The sequence below is a fragment of the Planktothrix sp. FACHB-1355 genome (assembly GCF_014748295.1).
In the GTDB taxonomy this organism is placed as follows: Bacteria; Cyanobacteriota; Cyanobacteriia; order Cyanobacteriales; family Aerosakkonemataceae; genus Aerosakkonema; species Aerosakkonema funiforme_A.
Window position 1 is genome coordinate 1 of record NZ_JACJUP010000021.1, and the last position, 17,620, is coordinate 17,620.

Genomic DNA, 17,620 nt, shown 5'->3' on the forward strand with positions numbered 1-17,620 from the left:
TCGGCTGTATGACACAATCTTTGAAGTGGTGGTATTTACGATCGCCATCATGGGGGCTAATTTTCTGCTAGCTAATGAAAAGCCCACCAGCAAAATCTATCAGTTTACCGATCGACCCTCAATTGTACTAGCGCGTGTGGGCGCAACTATTTCCGCTTTGGTTAGTATCGAACTGGCAATTCGGGGACATCTCAGTCCGGGCGGTGGTTTTGCGGCGGGTGTGGCGGGTGGAACTGCGATCGGTCTAATCGCAATTACCTCATCACCGGAAAGGATGCAGGCTATTTACAAACGCTGCTTCGCTGCTACTTCCGAGAAACTTTCGGTGCTGATTTTTATCATCTTGTCAGTGCTGACTTTGGCTGGATATGAATTACCCTACGGACAGTTGGGCTTACTTGTCAGCGGGGGAGTCATTCCTATACTCAATATCTTAGTAGCAATCAAAGTGGCTTTGGGGTCTTGGGCGGTAGTTTTGATTTTTATTCGCTATCGAGGATTGTTGTGAGAAATGAAGTGATTCGATACTTAGGAGCATAAATTTTTTTCATCCATTTGTAGGTTGGATTTAACAGAGGGAAATCTAACCTACAAGCTATACCCCTGTTTTAACGTTCGCGTAGCGTGTGCGTTAGCGCATACCGCTTTAGGTGCAGAAAACGCTCCAGAGAAGAGAAAGAGAAGAAAACGCCCTGATGTCAAGGTATTTGGTATGACTGGGTGAGAATTTTCTCATCAAGTTTTCATCAAACTTTTAAAGCTACCTCCCAAAATAAGATTAATGTTTTGGCGGAGCAATATGACATTAACAGCTACCAAGGAATTACAAGAACACCAATGGCATAATCTACCAGAAGATAAAGTTGCAATTATCCTGGAAACTGACTTAGAAAACGGTTTATTAGCGAGTGAAATAGCGGAAAGACAGCGAGAGTTTGGCCTAAATCAACTCACTGTCAAGGAAGGAAAACCAGCTTGGTTAAAGTTTATACTGCAATTTAACCAGCCACTACTGATTATCTTAGTATGTGCGGGCGCAATCAAGGCGATACTGGGAGAATGGATCAACGCTGGGGTAATTTGGGGGGTAACTACTACCAACGCAATAATTAGTTTTACTCAGGAAGCGCAAGCGGAAAATGCGATCGCAGCTTTAGCTTCCGCCGTCCGCACAGAAGCTACCGTGATTCGCGATGGCAAAAAATTAAAGATTTCCTCGGAAGAATTGGTTCCCGGTGACATAGTTTTACTCACCTCTGGCGACAAAGTACCAGCCGATTTGCGCCTCATCAAAGTCCGCGATTTGCAAATCGATGAATCGGCACTTACTGGCGAATCTGTAGCAGTAGAAAAATACGAAGAAGTAGAAGGAACAGTTGTTTTACCGCCAGAAACACCCCTCGCTGAACGTAGCAATATGGCTTATGCGGGAGGTTTCGTTACCTTCGGACAAGGTAGCGGTATTGTAATCGCCACTGGCAATAATACCGAAACAGGTAAAATTTCTCAATTAATCGAACAAAGAGTAGACCTCACCACTCCTCTAACGCGGAAATTCAATCAATTTAGCCAGAATTGGTTGTACTTTGTTTTATTCATGGCGACTCTTACCTTTGCAGTGGGTTTAGGACAGAGAAACTTTAAAGAAGCAGTAGAACCAGCAGTTGCTTTAATTGTGGGTGCAATTCCCGAAGGTTTGCCAGCAGTAATTACAGTCACTTTAGCAGTTGGCGTGGCGAGAATGGCACGCCGTCACGCGATTATTCGCAAATTGCCAGCAGTAGAAACCCTCGGTAGCGCCACTGTTATCTGTTCCGATAAAACGGGAACTTTAACCGAAAATCAGATGACAGTGCAAGCAATTTATGCAGGTAGTGCTGGATATACGGTTAGCGGTACTGGCTACAATTTTAAAGGGGAAATACTGCAAAATCAACAGCCAATTGATGTTAAAGTTTATCCTGTTTTACAAGAATGTTTGTTGGCAGGTTTGTTGTGCAATGATTCTCATTTAGAACAGAAAAATGGCAATTTTGTAGTAATTGGCGATCCGACAGAAGGCGCGTTAATCGCGGCTGGTGGCAAAGCAGGATTGCTTCAGCAAGCGGTGGAAAGATTGCATCCCAGATTAGATTCAATTCCGTTTGAATCCGATTTTCAATATATGGCAACTCTGCATGAAACTCGCGGAGAGAAAACTATTTATGTCAAGGGGTCGGCGGAGGCAATTCTCAAACGTTGCCAGAAAATGGTGGATGGGAAAGGTAATGTTATTGAGTTAAATTTAGCACCGATCGAAAAAGCGGTGGAAACTTTGGCGAAGCAAGGTTTGCGGGTGCTAACTTTTGCGAAGAAAAATGTACCGAATGAGCAAAAGACGGTAAATCATACCGATCTGGAGGAAGGGCTGATTTTCTTGGGTTTGCAGGGGATGATCGATCCGCCGAGAAAAGAAGCGATCGCAGCGGTTCACGCCTGCCAAGGTGCTGGTATTCAAGTAAAAATGATTACAGGAGATCACATAACTACCGCTCAAGCGATCGCCCGTAGGATGGGTTTCCGCAACCGCAACAAGAAAATTGTCGCTTATACGGGTGCCCAACTCGCCCAAATGAAGAAAAACGAACTTGCAGAAGCGGTAGAGGAAGGCGTAGTGTTTGCCCGCGTTGCGCCAGAACAAAAGCTGCGAATTGTGGAAGCTTTGCAAGCGAAAGGCGAAATTGTAGCGATGACGGGGGACGGTGTAAATGATGCGCCCGCCCTCAAACAAGCGGATATCGGTATTGCAATGGGTAGCGGTACGGAGGTTTCTAAGGAAGCATCCGATATGCTGCTAACTGATAATAATTTTGCTTCCATTGCAGCGGCGGTGGAAGAAGGACGATCGGTTTACAAAAACCTTTTGAAGGCAATTTGCTTTATTTTGCCTGTCAATGGTGGCGAATCGATGACGATTTTAATTAGCACGTTATTGGGCAGAGAAATGCCGATTTTATCGCTGCAAATTCTCTGGCTGAATATGCTTAATTCTATCACGATGACCGTGCCGCTATCTTTTGAACCGAAAACGGCAGGTGTAATGAAAAATCCACCCCGCCCAGCGAATGAACCTTTTCTAACCCAGAATCGCATTAAGCGAATTTTGGCGGTTTCTCTGTATAACTGGACTTTGATTTTCGGGATGTTTGAATGGGTGCGCCAAGCAGATTGGGGTAGTATAGAATTAGCGCGGACAATGGCAATTCAAGCTTTGGTGATGGGACGGATTTTTTATCTATTGAGTATCAGTCAATTGTTACCTTCTCTGATGGCTAAGTTTAATGGTTCTCAGGAAAAGGTCAGTGGTGCGCCTGCTTTGGCTGTGGGAATTGTGGTAGCGGTAATCCTGCAAATTATCTTTGCTAATTCTACCTTTATTAATGGCATATTCCAAACTGCGCCGATGACGCTGGATCAATGGTTGATTTGTTTTGGTGCTAGCTTACCGATGATTGCGATCGCTGCTTCAGTTAATCGTTTCGATCCTCCCAATTGATGAGGGGGAGCTAAAAGTCAAAAGTCAAAATTTCCCCTCTTCCCCTAGCCCCTAGCCCCTATCCCCTATCCCCTCTTAAACTTGACTCAGACAGGATTCGCTGTACATCACAATGCGATCGCGTCCCCATTTTTTCGCTTGATAAAGTGCGCGATCGGCAGTTGCAACCAACTCATTTGGAGACACATCCGCAGTGGGAATGACACAAGCCAGTCCAGCACTTAAAGTAATCGTATCGCTCACCGATGAAGCAGTATGGGGAATTTGCAAATCTTTGACTCTAATTTGGATTTCTTTTGCCACTCGCAATCCCCCTTTGAGATCCGTGTTAGGCAAAATCACCGCAAATTCTTCTCCTCCATAGCGGGCAACTAAATCTGCTGGGCGCTTCACTGCCCGCTGAATAGCTTTAGCAACCAAGCGCAAACATTCATCTCCTGCTTGATGTCCGTAGGTATCGTTATAGGTTTTAAAAGAGTCGATATCGCACAAAATTAAAGATAAAGGCTGTTTTTCGCGTGCTAAAATCAACAATTGCTGCATTAAATATTCATCAAACTTCCGCCGATTAGCTAAATGAGTTAAACCATCTGAACTTGCTAAGCGCTGTAACTGTTCGTTGGCTGCTTGCAACTGTTGATAAAGTTCTGCTTGTTGAATAGCGATCGCTAATTGATTTGCTAGTTGCTCGATCAACTCTATTTCCAAAGGCTGCCATTCTCTGGATGCTTTACACTGCTGCACCATCAACAGTCCCCATAAATTTTCTCCTTGCATAATAGGAACCTCTAAGTTTGCTTTTACCCCCCAATTTTTTAATAGTTTTATATGGCATTTAGGGAAATTAACGGCACTACAAATATCTTCTATGGCGCGGATTTTCCCCTGCTGATAGTAAGCAAAACTATTGCTATTCAGGCAACAATCAGGCATAATATTTCCTACTATAGATGTGCAATCGGGAGCTAGAGATTCTACCGTCACATTGCCCACTTTTAGAATACGGCTGCTTTTATGGGTGCTACACTGAAAGCGGAAAATCAGAGCCCGATCGGTCTGAAGAAATTGCCGCACTTCCGTCACAGCAGTGTTGAGAACTTCATCCAAATTAAGAGACTGTCGGATATGCTGGGTAATTACCCCCATCAGCCGCTCTCGTTCGGTTTGCAACCGCATAGCCTCTTCTGCCCATTTCCGTTTGCTGATATCTTCAGCTGTACCTAGAATTTGTTTGGGCAAACCTTCAGGCGTTCTCGTGAAAACCAGTTCCCGGCTGTGAAACCAAAACCATTCACCCGATCGATGTTTGATGCGATACTCTCTTTCCAGAATGTCACCGTCTTGTGCAATGGCAAACTTTTCCATCTGTGCAGCGAGATGCGATAAATCGTCAGGATGGATCGAATTAGCAAATAACTGACCGCCCCGCCTTATCATTTCTTCATCTGTATAACCCAACAATAAATCTACTTGGCGATTGAAATATATATAGCGCTTTTCCACTAAATCATAAATGTAGATAAGATAAGGAGTAGCATCAGCAATTTTTTGAATAAAATGCTGGCTTTGTATTAGTGCATCTTCAATTTTTTTGCGTTCTTTAACTTCTTCCAAAGCTCGATCGCGCATAGCGCGGTAATCTTGGATGCGGTGTGTCAAATCCGTCACATCCTCTATTACTAAAAGGGCATAAAACGAATTGCGATTTTGAACTTTGGCAAGCTTTTCTTCGTTCTGTTTAAGGGTGTCGCCAAACAAGGGAGAATTGCGCTTCACAAATCCGATCCGTTTATACTTGGTAACGCGCTTCTTATTTTTGCCAGCCTTGCCAACACCTTCGATATTGGAACTACTGGGTTTTTGGCGAAGTTTAACAATATCTAACTGCACACCAGTATCGTGCGATCGAAAACCATATCCCGAAGCACTATCCCAGCAAGTGCGAAATCTAAAATTCCCCGCCGGTACAGCCGTTACAGTCGTATGTTGGATACGCCACCTTCCATCCGGTAGCTGAGCGGGAATAATCGACTGATGAAGTTGTGCGGAAAAGATAGTTGGTGGCCCTCCTTCAAAAATCTGCATCAGTCTATGGGCGTACTTAGGCTGATGCAGATGCGGAAAATAAATGCCGATATCCTTTAAGAGGATTTCGCTTCTAGAAATTCCCGTCCAGTCTTCCAAACATCGGTTCCAAAAAAGAACGCTAAAATCTTCTCGGAGAACGCAAACCCCTTCGGGAACCCGATCAAGAATACCGAAATCTTTCTGGGCAGCCTGAATCTCGTTCATCATCACTCTCAAAAGCTAGCTCAATGGCTTTAAGCATGGCGTCAAAGGAACCCACTTTAAAAATTAAAATAATATCTCCAGCAATTTGCAGTTGCTCGATCGTAAAACGGGTATGCGCCAAAAAAACGCTGGCATTGGCATCAAGTTCCTTAGACATAAGCAACCTGTCAACCATACCTTCTACGTAAGTGGGTAGCGAGTATTCTAGATGTTGCGCTAACATGTTACTTAGGGAACCCATGACACCGTTGAGAACTATATTGCCCACTTCCAGCAAGGTTCCTATTTTGACAGAATCGAGATCGGGAGTACCCACAACCTCATCTGTGAGAACCTCTACGAGGGTAGATGCACTTTCGGTCGGAAAAATCAGCTCGGCAGTGCCACTAAATGCGCCGCTGAAGTTCAAGCGTACCGTGGAAAGTAGATCTCCATTGAATCTCTTTTTCAGCTCCGGACGCAACTCAGGAGGAGAAAGCAGCTTGATGTAAGGGATTCGCAGGCAGATCGGGGAACCGATCATCTCATTGAGTACGCCAGCAGCTCGACCCACGCCAATATTGACTAACTCCTGCAAAATATCTATTTGGTCAACAGTTAGGTTCATACATTCCTTCCTGGGTCGCCCCTAGAGCCTTTTTGACCCAATGCCTCAGATCGTCTGATTTCGGTAGTTTGTGGAGAACTGTCAAGGCTCCCAGTTGCGAGCATTCCTGACGAGTGGTTTCCTGAACATCTGCCGTCACTACAATTGTCGGCACTTGCAAACCTTCTTCCCGCATCACCTTCAGAACTTGCAGCCCCCCCATTTCGGGCATTAAAAGGTCTAGCACAACACAATCTGGCTTATAGACGCGAACCATCTCCAGACCTTCCAGTCCATTCGCCGCCTCCAAAATGGAGTAGCCCTCTGGTTTCAAGATCTTTTGGAGCATCTTGCGAAGCAAAGCTGCATCTTCTATGATTAAAACCAATGCCACTATTTTTGTTCCTCAATTTTCTTTAATTTAAGTAAATTTCTGTAATAATAGAACAGAGGTCAACAGTAGTAACCATAGCATCTTGCCATAATGGTTGATACTAAATATTCATTTTACGTCATCCAAAGGGTATTTGTTTAGGGGATTCCTACTTATTCGGTCTGAAATATTACATCTGAGTTGTTATACTCTGTGATATTGGCGATGAAAAAGTTAACGATCGCTTTACCTGCGATCGTCGGCAAGTATTTGCAAATGTAAAATCAGCTATGAAACCATTACTCACAAGCTTTGCTATATTTTCTACACTGCTGCTCGTACAAGGTTGCTCGTCATCAGTTAAGTCTGGAGAAATATCTAACCCAGGTGCAGCAAAGCCGCATCAGGGCCACATAATGAGTGGTGAAAAAACACCAGTCGCTGCATCAGATCCTCATGCAGGACATTCGATGGAAGATCGCGCACATCATCACACAGATGCCGATAAGGGAAATGCACCGCAAACTAAAGCACTGTTGAGCGATCGCAAAAATATTCAATCTAATAAACCTGTTGTTTTAAGCATAAATATTCAAGATGTAAATGGTAAGGCAGTTACTAAGTTTGACACCTTTCAGGAAAAAGTCATGCACCTGATTATTGTCAGCGACGACCTTCAGCATTTCGATCACCTCCATCCCATTTATAAGCAAAATGGACGCTTTGAAGTAGAAGCGAAATTCCCGCGACCGGGAAATTATACTTTGTTTGCGGATTATAAACCATCTGGGCAAAAAGAACAAGTTTCCCTCCTGAAAGAAACTGTACCCGGAGTCAGCCAATCTGCACCGCCAATTGATTTTAATACGGCAAAGAGTTTTGGCGATACAAAGGTGAATATCACCTTTTCCGAACCAAAACTAAAAGCAGGTCAGGCAGTACACGTAATATTCAATCTCAGGAATAACTCCAGCCAACCAATTACTGATTTGCAACCTTATTTGGGAGAAAGAGGACATTTAGTTATAGTAAAACAATCGTCGAACTTGACAAAATCAGACTACATTCACGCGCACGCTATGAAACATAACTCCCCCGGAGAAGTTCATTTTATGACCGCCTTTCCCGAAGCGGGAAAATATAAACTTTGGGGTCAGTTTCAGCGCAATGGCAAAATTGTCACGACTGATTTTTGGGTAAACGTTGAATAGTCGCTGTTTGAGTTAATGAAAAAGATGAACGACAGCAAATGGCGCATCCCCCTTTTGGCAGCAGCTTGTGCCTTTGCCACCATCCTTTACAGCTGTGGTAAACCTGTAACTGATAACCGCACGCAAAATACCAGCACCCCAACGGCAACTCAACCGGGAGTCTTGGTTTACGGTTCCGGCGGACAACCTGTCAACTTGGAACCTGGGAATATCACCGACGGCAATTCGATCGTCGTGCATTACCAAATCTACGATCGCTTGCTGGAAGCTAAACCGGGATCTAGCGAACTGCAACCCGACCTAGCTACTTCTTGGTCTGTTTCTGGAGATGGCAAAGTTTGGACTTTTAAGCTGCGATCGGGAGTTAAGTTTCACGACGGCACCGATTTTAATGCCGCAGCGGTGAAATTTAATGTGGAACGTTGGTGGGACGCCAAACACCCCAACGGTTATCGCAATGCCGGTAAATCTTATGAAATTTGGCAACAACTTTTTGGCGGTTTTAAGGGAGAACCTAACTCGCTGCTGCAAGATATCGCAGTTGTCGATAACTCTACGATTCAGTTTAAGCTCAAACAACCTTTCGCTGTTTTTCCTGCTGCCATTGGTTCCGGCTACTTCGGCATTGCCAGTCCCACCGCCGTTAAAAAAGCCGGTGCCAGTTACGGCACTCCCAGTGGGTTAGCCGTGGGAACCGGGCCGTTTATTTTTAAGGAATGGCGCACGGGCGATCGCATCATCTTACAGAAAAATCCCAACTACTGGCAAAAAGGTTTTCCCAAAGTCAATCAAGTAGTCATTCGGTTTATCGGCGACCCCGCAGCTAGATTAGCCCAACTCAGAGCCGGACAAATCGATTTTACTGTCGATTTAGCGCCAGACCAAAGCAAAGAAATCGCAAAAGATGCCAACTTAGTCGCCGTTCCCCGCCCTTCTTTTAATGTCGGTTATCTAGCACTCAATCCCAGTTACAAACCACTGGCGGATGTCAGGGTAAGGCAAGCGATCGCATCTGCCATCAATAAAGCGCAAATCGTGCCAGCTTTTTGGGGTAACCTGGGTACAAGCGACCCTCACTTCACCGCGCCATCTTTAAAGTGGGCGCAATCAACCAAAATTACCGACTACAAATTTAACCCCCAAGCAGCCAAGCAATTGCTAGCTCAAGCTGGCTATCCCAATGGTTTCGATCTCGAACTTTGGTATATGCCCGTTTCCCGTCCTTATTTCCCGACTCCCAAACCGATTGGGGAAGCTTTCGCCGCCGACTTGAATGCGATCGGCATCCGCGTTAAACTCAATACTAAAGATTGGGCAGCTTACTTGGAAGATCGTCGCAAAGCACCTGGCTTTCAAGCTTTTATGCTCGGCTGGACTGCCGATTACAGCGACCCCGATAGTTTCTACTATCCCCACTTTGGGCCGGGAGCGACTACAGACTTGGGTAATTGGAATAACGATCGCGTTGTCCAACTTTTAAACAAAGCTAGAGCCACAGTCGATCGTACCGCTAGAGGGAAAATCTATGCCGAGGTCGATGAAATTTTGCATCAGGAGGCAGTACGTTTGCCGATCGTCCATTCTCAGCCGCTTTTAGCCAGACGCAAAAATATTCAAGGTTGGGTTCCCAGTCCTTTGGGTTCTGAGTCTTTTGAGACTATTACCAAAAATTGATATATTTGGTGTATGCTAGATTGCCTCAAACTTTTGCGATCGTGGACATCCGGTGGACAAAGGAGATACGACGTTTCAAGCTTTACAGCTAAGTCTGCCGGGACTAGGGCTACCATCCTTTATGCCTGTGTCTCGTCGCCCAAGCAAAGGGAAGATTTGCAGCGTCAATGTGAATATCTCAAATCTCAATACCCTGGCGCAGAGCTTATCGCAGAAGTGGGAGGAGGACTTAACTACAAAAGAAAGAAAATGCTTGCCTTATTGGAACGGGTTATGTCAGGAAATGTCCAATGTATTGTGGTCGCATATAAAGACAGACTCTTCCGATTTGGCTTCGATTTGTTTGCTTGGATATGTGCCAAACACTCTTGCGAAATCGTGGTACTCAACAAAGTTAAACTATCTCCCGAACGAGAATTGGTTGAAGACATCCTTGCAATCCTCCACAGCTTCTCAGCAAGATTGTACGGATTCAGAAAGTACAAGTCTGAAATCTCTCAAGATTCGACTTTACCCAGACCAGACTCTCCATCAAACTTGGAAAATATGGCTGGCAGCGAGTAGGTACTGCTATAACCAGGCGATTGAGTATCAACGAAAAAATGGGTCTATCGGCAAGTTTGACTTACGCAAAATAATACTGGCGTATGTACCAGAATGGGTAAGTCAAACACCATACTCGTTTAGAGTACAAGCTGTTTATGATGCCAAAGAAGCTTATGATAAATCCCGTAAGAAGGGGACAAAGCAACATGAGGCAGGAAGATTTAGATCGATTAGAGATAGGATTAAATCAATTAGGTTTAGACAAGAGGATTATAAAAATGGGACATGGTTCCCAAGCTTAACTAAGGACTTAAGTTTCAAATCGGCAGAACCATTGCCTGCTAAGGATGTTGAGTACCAGGTTAAACAAAAAGATGGTAGCTACATCATTAGATGCCGTAAGCAAAGTTGGGAGAGTGAAACTCAATTAGTTTATGACAAAAAACGCTGGTTTGCTATATTTCCGGTTGAGTTTATACCTGAGTTATCTGATAGTCAGAAAATCATCGCATTAGATCCAGGCGTCCGTACATTTATGACGGGATTTGATGGCGCAAAATTTGTAGAGATTGGTAATAATGATATCAGGAGGATTTACAGGCTATGCAATCACGTTGATAAATTAATCTCAAGGAAATCAAAATTAAAGGGACGCCGAAATAAACATCAACGTCAAAAACTACAACGTAAAATTGATAGAATATTTAATCGCGTCCGGAATTTGGTTGACGAAGTTCACAGAAAAACTGCTGCTTGGTTAACAACTGAATATCGGTTAATATTCCTACCTACTTTTGAGACATCCCAAATGGTTGCCAAGAATAGGAATAAGAAACGGAAGATTAACACGAAAACAGTTAGACAAATGCTAGGATGGGCGCACTACAGGTTTAAGCAAGTTCTAAAATTCCACGCTTTGAAACGTGGCTGTCACGTCGTTGATGTAACAGAAGAGTATACTTCTAAAACTTGTACTAAATGTGGTCATGTCCACCCTAAACTAGGTGGTTCTAAAGTGTTTAAGTGTCCTCACTGTGGACATAAAATACCTAGAGACTACAATGGCGCTTTGGGGATATTCCTCAAAGCATTGCGAGATATCGCCGGACTGGACGGTTTTACCGATTCAGTATCGCTATGTCCGACTTCTACTCCTGATGTCCGGGCTTGAAATATCTGTACGGTAAAAAACATGGGTAAATATATTGCCAAACGCATCCTGGGCTTGCTACCAGTATTATTAGGAATCACCCTATTAGTATTTGCCTTGCTGCAACTCATACCGGGCGATCCAGCCACAATATTATCGGGAGAACGGGCCACACCGGAACAGGTGGCAGCACTCAGAGAACAATTAGGTTTAGATCGACCTTTACCGATACAATATTTCGTCTTTCTCCTCAAGCTAATTAGCTTCGACTTCGGCACAAGTATTATCAGCGGCATTCCCATCGCCGACGAAATCCGAAATCGTTGGCCTGCCACATTTGAATTATCTTTAGCCGCCATGTTGGTAGCGCTTATTCTGGGAATTCCCGCCGGAATTTTCGCCGCAGTTCGCAAGCATAGCTGGTTAGACAATTTATTAATGAGCGGTTCTTTGATTGGCGTTTCGCTGCCAGTATACTGGTTAGGCTTGTTATTAATTTACCTATTTGCCGTCAACCTGCAAATACTTCCACCCAGCGGCAGGATTAGCGTCGCCGCCACGTTCAACTTCCAACCCATCACAGGTTTTTACGTGCTGGATAGCTTGCTCAAATTAGACATAATCTTGTTGAAAGACGTGTTATCGCATCTAATTTTACCGGCACTAACTTTAGGTACAATACCCCTAGCCATCATCGCCAGGATTACCCGCAGCGCCATGCTGGAAACTTTATCTCAAGATTATATTCGCACAGCGCGAGCAAAAGGCGTTCCCCAACATTCAGTCATTTGGCAACACGCACTCAAAAATGCCTTTTTGCCGATCGCTACAACAATTGGATTGCAATTCGGTTCCCTTCTCGGCGGTGCAATCCTCACCGAAACCATTTTCTCCTGGCCGGGAATCGGCTTCTGGATATACGAAGGAATTTTAGCGCGAGACTATCCAGTTGTTCAAGGTGGAGTAGTCTTCGTTTCGATCGCATTTGTGCTAATCAACCTGTTAGTCGATCTCTCCTATGTCTTTTTCGATCCCAGAATCGAGTACGAATGAGCGAAAGGCAAGCAGAGAGAGATATATAAGGGTATTATGGAAGGTATTCATCGCAATTTCTGAACTCAAAACCGAACAATTTGCCAATTTCGACGCCCTCGCCCCTTAAAATATGATTCCTTCAGGACGAGTCTATTTATTATTAATCTTGGGAATAGCGATCGCCTTATTCCTCTCCTCAGTTTACAGCGTGTCAACTGGTATTCTGGGAACGCTACTATTTGATGTCATTGTACTGGGATTGACGATCGTCGATGCAGTTTCGACCTGGACAAGGCGCGTGGAAATCACCCGTCATCCACTGGGACGATTATCGATCGGACGGGATAACCCAATTGCGCTATCAGTAAAAACGGGGAAGCGACCAGCAAAACTGATAATTCGCGACTATTACCCGATCGAATTTGGCGTTTCCACCCCATTGCTGCAAATATCCTTACCCAGAAACAGCAGTCAGGAACTGACCTACACAGTTCATCCGACACACCGAGGCGAGTATTCTTGGGGAGATATTCAAGTTCGACAACTCGGTGTTTTGGGATTAGCTTGGGATGATTGGAAGATTCCCCAAAGTACCAAAGTCGCCGTTTATCCGGATTTAATCGGATTGCGACAATTGTCCATTCGCCTGACTCTACAAAACACAGGTACGATGCGCCAAGCGAGACGGATGGGAATTGGTACGGAATTTGCGGAATTGCGAGAATATCGGATGGGTGACGACCCGCGCTTTGTGGATTGGAAAGCGACAGCCCGCAGATTGGGAGCCACACCAGCAGCATCCCTACAAGTGCGCGTCCTAGAACCGGAACAAGAGCAAACTTTGATTATTTTACTCGATCGCGGACGTTTGATGACGGCGAGAGTGCAGGGTTTAAAACGGTTTGATTGGGGATTGAACGCTACCCTATCCTTGGCGTTAGCTGGTTTGAATAGAGGAGATAAAGTGGGTGTGGGTGTGTTCGATCGCGAAGTGACCACCTGGATACCCCCAGAACGCGGTCAACATCAATTATCTAAGTTAGTCGATCGACTCACACCAATTCAACCAGTACTTCTGGAACCCGACTACGTTGGCGCTGTCACAAAATTGGTGAATCGACAAACTCGTCGCGCATTAGTTGTCCTAATTACAGATATCGTCGATACCACCGCCTCAGCAGAACTTCTGGGTGCATTGGGACGCCTGACACCCCGCTATTTACCCTTTTGCGTTACCTTGCGCGACCCCCAAGTTGACAAGTTGGCGCACACTTCCAGCGCCAATGTCGAAGGTGCTTACAGCCGTGCTGTCGCCTTAGATTTATTATCCCAGCGTCAGGTTGCCTTTGCACAGTTGAAACAAAAAGGCGTTTTGGTACTCGATGCGCCAGCAGATAAAATTAGCGATCGATTGGTAGACCGATATCTGCAACTGAAAGCGCGAAATCAGCTTTAATTAGCTTTCAGCACTTATGAAATATACCCGTCTGAACCATCAAAATTATCTGCGTTTGCTTAGCGTTGGTGATATCATCACTATTGCTCTCCAAATCTATCTCAACAAACTAAAGTCTTACTTCAGTTTATCTTTAATAGCTCATATTTGGTTAATCATTCCTGTTTATGGCTGGGCTAAATTTTTAGCTCTTTCAGCGCTGATATCGCGCTTGGCGTTCGGTGAATTAATTGGCGAAACAGCAGAAAAGTCTCTCTTGGGTAAACAAAAAATAAATCAACGATTGGGAAACTTTTTGTTTGCCAACTTTTTGCTTGTAACGATCGTAATTTCTGTGACTTTTTGCTTATTTTTATTAACTGTTTTGATATTGGTAATTTTTCTGCAAGCAAGTAGCAGATTATTAGAACCATCTGTTCTCGATAAGCTTAATAAAAGCTTAGCTTTTGTGGCAATTATCACCGTATTATTGGTTACATTTGCTATTTTGTTTATTTTTTTATTGCTGATTGGGATAATATATTCGCGTTTTTTTATTGTTGACTTGCCCTTGGCAATCGAAGATAATATGAGCCCCTGTAAAGCGCTCAGTCGCACTTGGAATCTCACGAATGGGTTTGAATTTAGCGTGCAATGGCTCCTGGCGATCGCATTCTTAATCACTTTGCCAATCCAAATAATTGACCAAATTATTATTGAATTTTTCGATTGGTCGTTCAATTATTTTAAATACAATAACTCCTTTTTAGAAACTGGTATTGCGATTGGATTTCTGTTACTAACTAATGCCATAATTATGCCATTTTGGCAAGCCATTAAAGCAGTTTTGTATTACGACATTCGCAATCGTCGAGAAGGTTTGGGTTTGGGATTAAAGGATTCAGATTAATTCGCTCGCTTGCGGTTGCAATAAATTACCAACAGCGCAAAAAGACCGATACCGACAACGTATTTAAACGGTTCTGCAACGAGAGGACTGGGAGAGAAAAAACCCTCAATTGTACCAGCAACAATCAACATCGGTATAATACCGAATACTAGCTGCGCTGCTTGTCCGCCATAGAATTTGAGCGCATCGCCACGCTTAAATTTACCCGGAAATAAAATAGCTCTGCCAATCAGTAAACCTGCACCGCCAGCCAAAAATATAGCAGGTAATTCTAAAGAACCGTGGGGAAATACAAACGCCCAAAAAGGATAAGCCAAATTATTTTGTCCAACTAGAGTAGCAACAGCACCGATATGCAATCCATTAATGAATAAAATATAAACAGTGAATGCACCCGCTGTAATTCCGCCAGCAACAGCTGCAAAAGATACTTGGATATTGTTAATCATAATACTGCTAGAAGCTAAAGGTTCAACTCCCACAATTGAACCCATCCATAATTTATGTTCGTCTCGTACCATAGTAATCATTCTTTCCGGTATCATAATGGAAAGAAACACCGGATCTTGCCAGGTAAACCACCAGGCAATTAACCCACCCAGCAGAAAGAGAGCAGTAGCAGCGGCGATGTAACCGGATGTTTGCTGCACTGTGGCGGGGAAACCCCATCGATAGAATTCCACCAGTGCCTGCCATTCTTGCCGTCGCGAACCCTGGTAAATTAGGTTGTATGCCCTGGATGTGAGAATTTGCAAATCTTGTACTAGGGTATTGCCGACTTGGTGGGTACGCGATCGCGCCAAATCCGCCGATACAGAGCGGTATAAACTGGCTAATTCCTTGATTTGCACCGCTTGTAACGACTTTAATCCTTTTTTCTCCACTTTTTTCAACAAGGCATCGAGACGCTTCCAGTCAGGTTCCCGTCGTGCGATCCATCGTTGAATATTCATAAAATTTCCCCAAGACTATGCCCAGCGTAACTTAAGATAGCGTCAAAACCATAGTCTGAAAGCACAGGAAAATCCATGTCATCAAACTTTAACCCTCCAGATCCGATCCGCCCTCTGAGTGTTGGGAATGTGGTCAGCAGCGCACTCGTGCTGTACCGCTCTCATCTTAAGTTATATGTCGGTCTTGCTTTCAAATCTATATTGTGGTCGATTATTCCTATCTATGGTTGGGCGAAAGCTGCTACGATCAACGCTCAGATTTCACGTCTGGCATTTTGCGAATTAATCGATAAACCAGAAAGCGCATCCAGTGCTGAAGATCGTGTCACTCCCAAGATGTGGAGCTTTTTACTGGCAGGAATTTTAGTCGGGCTGATAATTTTTGGTGTCAATATGGGGATATCCTTAGTGTCAACCATTATAATTTTTATCCCCGCCACACTAATTTTTGCTAGTTCTAGGGATAGTACAGTAGGAAGCCCTATTTTTACTTTGGTACAACTTGTGGTTAATTTGGTTAGTTGGGCTGTACAACTTTGGTTCCAAGCTCGCTTTTTGATTCCGGAATTGCCGCTTGCAGTAGAAAGTAATGTCGATGCGACGGGAACAGTTAGCCGTAGCTGGGAGTTAACTAAAGGTTCGGGGCTCAGAATTCAATTAATACTACTTGTAGCCTATCTAATTACCGCGCCAATCGCACTTATTGCGGCAATTCCTCTGTTTTTTGCGCTCGGTTCTTTGATTTTTCTTGGAGTCCAAAGCAGCAGTGCATCTGCATCTCCTGAAGCAGGCTTAGTATTAATCGGTTCAATCTTGGCATTTATAGTTCTATTGATAGTTGCTGGAGCATTGACAATCCCCTTCTGGCAAACCATCAAAGCTGTGATATACTACGATCTGCGGAGTCGTCGCGAGGGGATGGATTTGCAAATACGCGATCGCAATGTTGAAATGTAAATTTATTGAGCGAGTTTTAAGTCATTGGAAATAATTTAAACTTGCCTAATAACTTAAAACTCAAAACTCAAAACTCCAAACTTTCTATAAGTCATGCGCTTTTTTAATCGAATCACACTCCAAACACCAGAAAGTGTAGAACTGGAATTCACTTTAGCGGGAATTGGCAATCGCGCTTTTGCTCTCTTGCTTGACTATATTGTCTTATTCTTAACCTTGTTTTTGTTCTGGATTACCTGGATTGCATTTTCCATACAGCTGGTAGAAGCGTTCAAAAATATAGAGAAACTGGGAATCTGGCTGTTTGCGATCGCATTCCTGCTCAATTTCCTTATTTACGTAGGTTACTTCGTATTTTTTGAGGTATTTTGGCAAGGACAAACACCCGGAAAACGCTACGCCAAAATTCGCGTAATTCGCGACGACGGTCGTCGAGTAGGCATCCAACAAGCTACATTGAGAGCGTTACTGCGATCGATAGATGATACCTTATTTATAGGAGCATTTTTAATCATTTTGGGAAAACGAGAAAAGCGACTGGGAGACATGGTAGCCGGAACGCTCGTCATTCAAGAAGAATATCTGGTCGCCACAATAAACTTCCCCATCTCCGAACAAGCCAAACAGCTTTCAAAAGAACTACCTCAAATGGCAAATATCTCCAATTTACTACCGGATGACTTTGCCATGATTCGCGAATATTTGCAGCGGCGTAGCGCGATGACAGCCAACGCAAGCGCGGATTTGAGCTTACAAATTGCTCGTCAAGTTAGAAACGTAATTGAGTTAGAAAATTTGCCGGAAGGATTGACCGCAGATTTATTTTTAGAAGCGGTGTATCTCGCATACCAGCAGCAATCATCTACTTATTAAAGTTATACCTTGCCGATGAAAATTTATATCCTAAATATGGTAGGAACATTAAAATGATTAATTGGGGCTTTTAAGTCAGGTGGGCATTGC

Annotated in this window: 14 protein-coding genes; 10 read left to right on the forward strand and 4 right to left on the reverse strand. The window is 44.0% G+C overall.

Annotation, left to right across the window (positions count from 1 at the left end; translation table 11 throughout):
* Together H6S82_RS02565 and H6S82_RS02570 are read left to right on the forward strand one after the other, a co-directional pair.
* On the forward strand, positions 1 to 508 hold a 508-nt coding region (locus H6S82_RS02565; protein ID WP_191056007.1), incomplete at its 5' end, for a Na(+)/H(+) antiporter subunit B.
* Between the two features lie 291 nt (positions 509 to 799).
* Positions 800 to 3,535, forward strand: coding sequence for an HAD-IC family P-type ATPase (locus H6S82_RS02570; protein WP_190464123.1), 2,736 nt, complete (start codon positions 800 to 802; stop codon positions 3,533 to 3,535).
* Between the two features lie 75 nt (positions 3,536 to 3,610).
* Here H6S82_RS02570 and H6S82_RS02575 read toward each other — a convergent pair whose 3' ends face one another.
* Genes H6S82_RS02575 through H6S82_RS02585 form a run of 3 tightly spaced genes read right to left on the reverse strand, consistent with a single transcriptional unit; the run spans position 3,611 to position 6,807 of the window.
* Positions 3,611 to 5,830, reverse strand: a complete 2,220-nt coding sequence (locus tag H6S82_RS02575; RefSeq protein ID WP_190464124.1) for a diguanylate cyclase — start codon at positions 5,828 to 5,830, stop codon at positions 3,611 to 3,613.
* Positions 5,784 to 6,434, reverse strand: coding sequence for a chemotaxis protein CheC (locus H6S82_RS02580; protein WP_190464125.1), 651 nt, complete (start codon positions 6,432 to 6,434; stop codon positions 5,784 to 5,786). Before H6S82_RS02580 ends, H6S82_RS02575 begins: the two co-directional genes overlap by 47 nt.
* On the reverse strand, positions 6,418 to 6,807 hold the full coding sequence (locus H6S82_RS02585) for a response regulator (protein WP_190464126.1): 390 nt from the start codon (positions 6,805 to 6,807) through the stop codon (positions 6,418 to 6,420). The genes H6S82_RS02580 and H6S82_RS02585 overlap by 17 nt, the downstream gene beginning before the upstream one ends.
* A gap of 269 nt (positions 6,808 to 7,076) precedes the next feature.
* Here H6S82_RS02585 and H6S82_RS02590 point away from each other — a divergent pair, with 269 nt between their 5' ends.
* From H6S82_RS02590 to H6S82_RS02615, 6 genes are all read left to right on the forward strand, one after another.
* Positions 7,077 to 7,997 (forward strand): hypothetical protein, encoded by a 921-nt coding sequence (locus H6S82_RS02590; RefSeq protein ID WP_191056009.1) that lies wholly within the window; start codon positions 7,077 to 7,079, stop codon positions 7,995 to 7,997.
* A gap of 24 nt (positions 7,998 to 8,021) precedes the next feature.
* Positions 8,022 to 9,671, forward strand: coding sequence for an ABC transporter substrate-binding protein (locus H6S82_RS02595; RefSeq protein ID WP_190464128.1), 1,650 nt, complete (start codon positions 8,022 to 8,024; stop codon positions 9,669 to 9,671).
* 52 nt (positions 9,672 to 9,723) lie between these two features.
* The gene (locus tag H6S82_RS02600) at positions 9,724 to 11,388 is read left to right on the forward strand and encodes a transposase (RefSeq protein WP_322111886.1); all 1,665 of its coding nucleotides are present in this window, start codon (positions 9,724 to 9,726) and stop codon (positions 11,386 to 11,388) included.
* A 21-nt stretch (positions 11,389 to 11,409) separates the two neighbouring features.
* Positions 11,410 to 12,420: an ABC transporter permease gene (locus H6S82_RS02605; protein WP_190464130.1), complete on the forward strand. Its 1,011-nt coding sequence runs from the start codon at positions 11,410 to 11,412 to the stop codon at positions 12,418 to 12,420.
* Between the two features lie 112 nt (positions 12,421 to 12,532).
* Positions 12,533 to 13,858, forward strand: a complete 1,326-nt coding sequence (locus H6S82_RS02610; protein WP_190464131.1) for a DUF58 domain-containing protein — start codon at positions 12,533 to 12,535, stop codon at positions 13,856 to 13,858.
* A 16-nt stretch (positions 13,859 to 13,874) separates the two neighbouring features.
* Complete coding sequence (locus tag H6S82_RS02615) at positions 13,875 to 14,747, forward strand: DUF975 domain-containing protein (protein ID WP_190464132.1); 873 nt, start codon at positions 13,875 to 13,877, stop codon at positions 14,745 to 14,747.
* On the opposite strand, the gene H6S82_RS02620 is transcribed toward H6S82_RS02615, so the two are convergent.
* The gene (locus H6S82_RS02620) at positions 14,744 to 15,700 is read right to left on the reverse strand and encodes a stage II sporulation protein M (RefSeq protein ID WP_190464133.1); all 957 of its coding nucleotides are present in this window, start codon (positions 15,698 to 15,700) and stop codon (positions 14,744 to 14,746) included. The two genes, H6S82_RS02615 and H6S82_RS02620, sit on opposite strands and share 4 nt — an antisense overlap.
* A gap of 75 nt (positions 15,701 to 15,775) precedes the next feature.
* On the opposite strand from H6S82_RS02620, the gene H6S82_RS02625 reads away from it, so the two are divergent.
* A complete protein-coding gene (locus tag H6S82_RS02625; protein WP_190464134.1) occupies positions 15,776 to 16,657 on the forward strand; it encodes a DUF975 domain-containing protein in 882 nt (293 codons plus the stop codon).
* A gap of 93 nt (positions 16,658 to 16,750) precedes the next feature.
* On the forward strand, positions 16,751 to 17,530 hold the full coding sequence (locus H6S82_RS02630) for an RDD family protein (RefSeq protein WP_190464135.1): 780 nt from the start codon (positions 16,751 to 16,753) through the stop codon (positions 17,528 to 17,530).
* Positions 17,531 to 17,620 lie beyond the last annotated feature (90 nt).

Coding starts and splice junctions, on each gene's coding strand:
- H6S82_RS02570 (WP_190464123.1), top strand. CDS start 800: ATGACATTAACAGCTACCAAGGAATTACAAGAACACCAATGGCATAAT.
- H6S82_RS02575 (WP_190464124.1), bottom strand. CDS start 5,830: ATGATGAACGAGATTCAGGCTGCCCAGAAAGATTTCGGTATTCTTGAT.
- H6S82_RS02580 (WP_190464125.1), bottom strand. CDS start 6,434: ATGAACCTAACTGTTGACCAAATAGATATTTTGCAGGAGTTAGTCAAT.
- H6S82_RS02590 (WP_191056009.1), top strand. CDS start 7,077: ATGAAACCATTACTCACAAGCTTTGCTATATTTTCTACACTGCTGCTC.
- H6S82_RS02595 (WP_190464128.1), top strand. CDS start 8,022: ATGAACGACAGCAAATGGCGCATCCCCCTTTTGGCAGCAGCTTGTGCC.
- H6S82_RS02605 (WP_190464130.1), top strand. CDS start 11,410: ATGGGTAAATATATTGCCAAACGCATCCTGGGCTTGCTACCAGTATTA.
- H6S82_RS02610 (WP_190464131.1), top strand. CDS start 12,533: ATGATTCCTTCAGGACGAGTCTATTTATTATTAATCTTGGGAATAGCG.
- H6S82_RS02615 (WP_190464132.1), top strand. CDS start 13,875: ATGAAATATACCCGTCTGAACCATCAAAATTATCTGCGTTTGCTTAGC.
- H6S82_RS02620 (WP_190464133.1), bottom strand. CDS start 15,700: ATGAATATTCAACGATGGATCGCACGACGGGAACCTGACTGGAAGCGT.
- H6S82_RS02625 (WP_190464134.1), top strand. CDS start 15,776: ATGTCATCAAACTTTAACCCTCCAGATCCGATCCGCCCTCTGAGTGTT.
- H6S82_RS02630 (WP_190464135.1), top strand. CDS start 16,751: ATGCGCTTTTTTAATCGAATCACACTCCAAACACCAGAAAGTGTAGAA.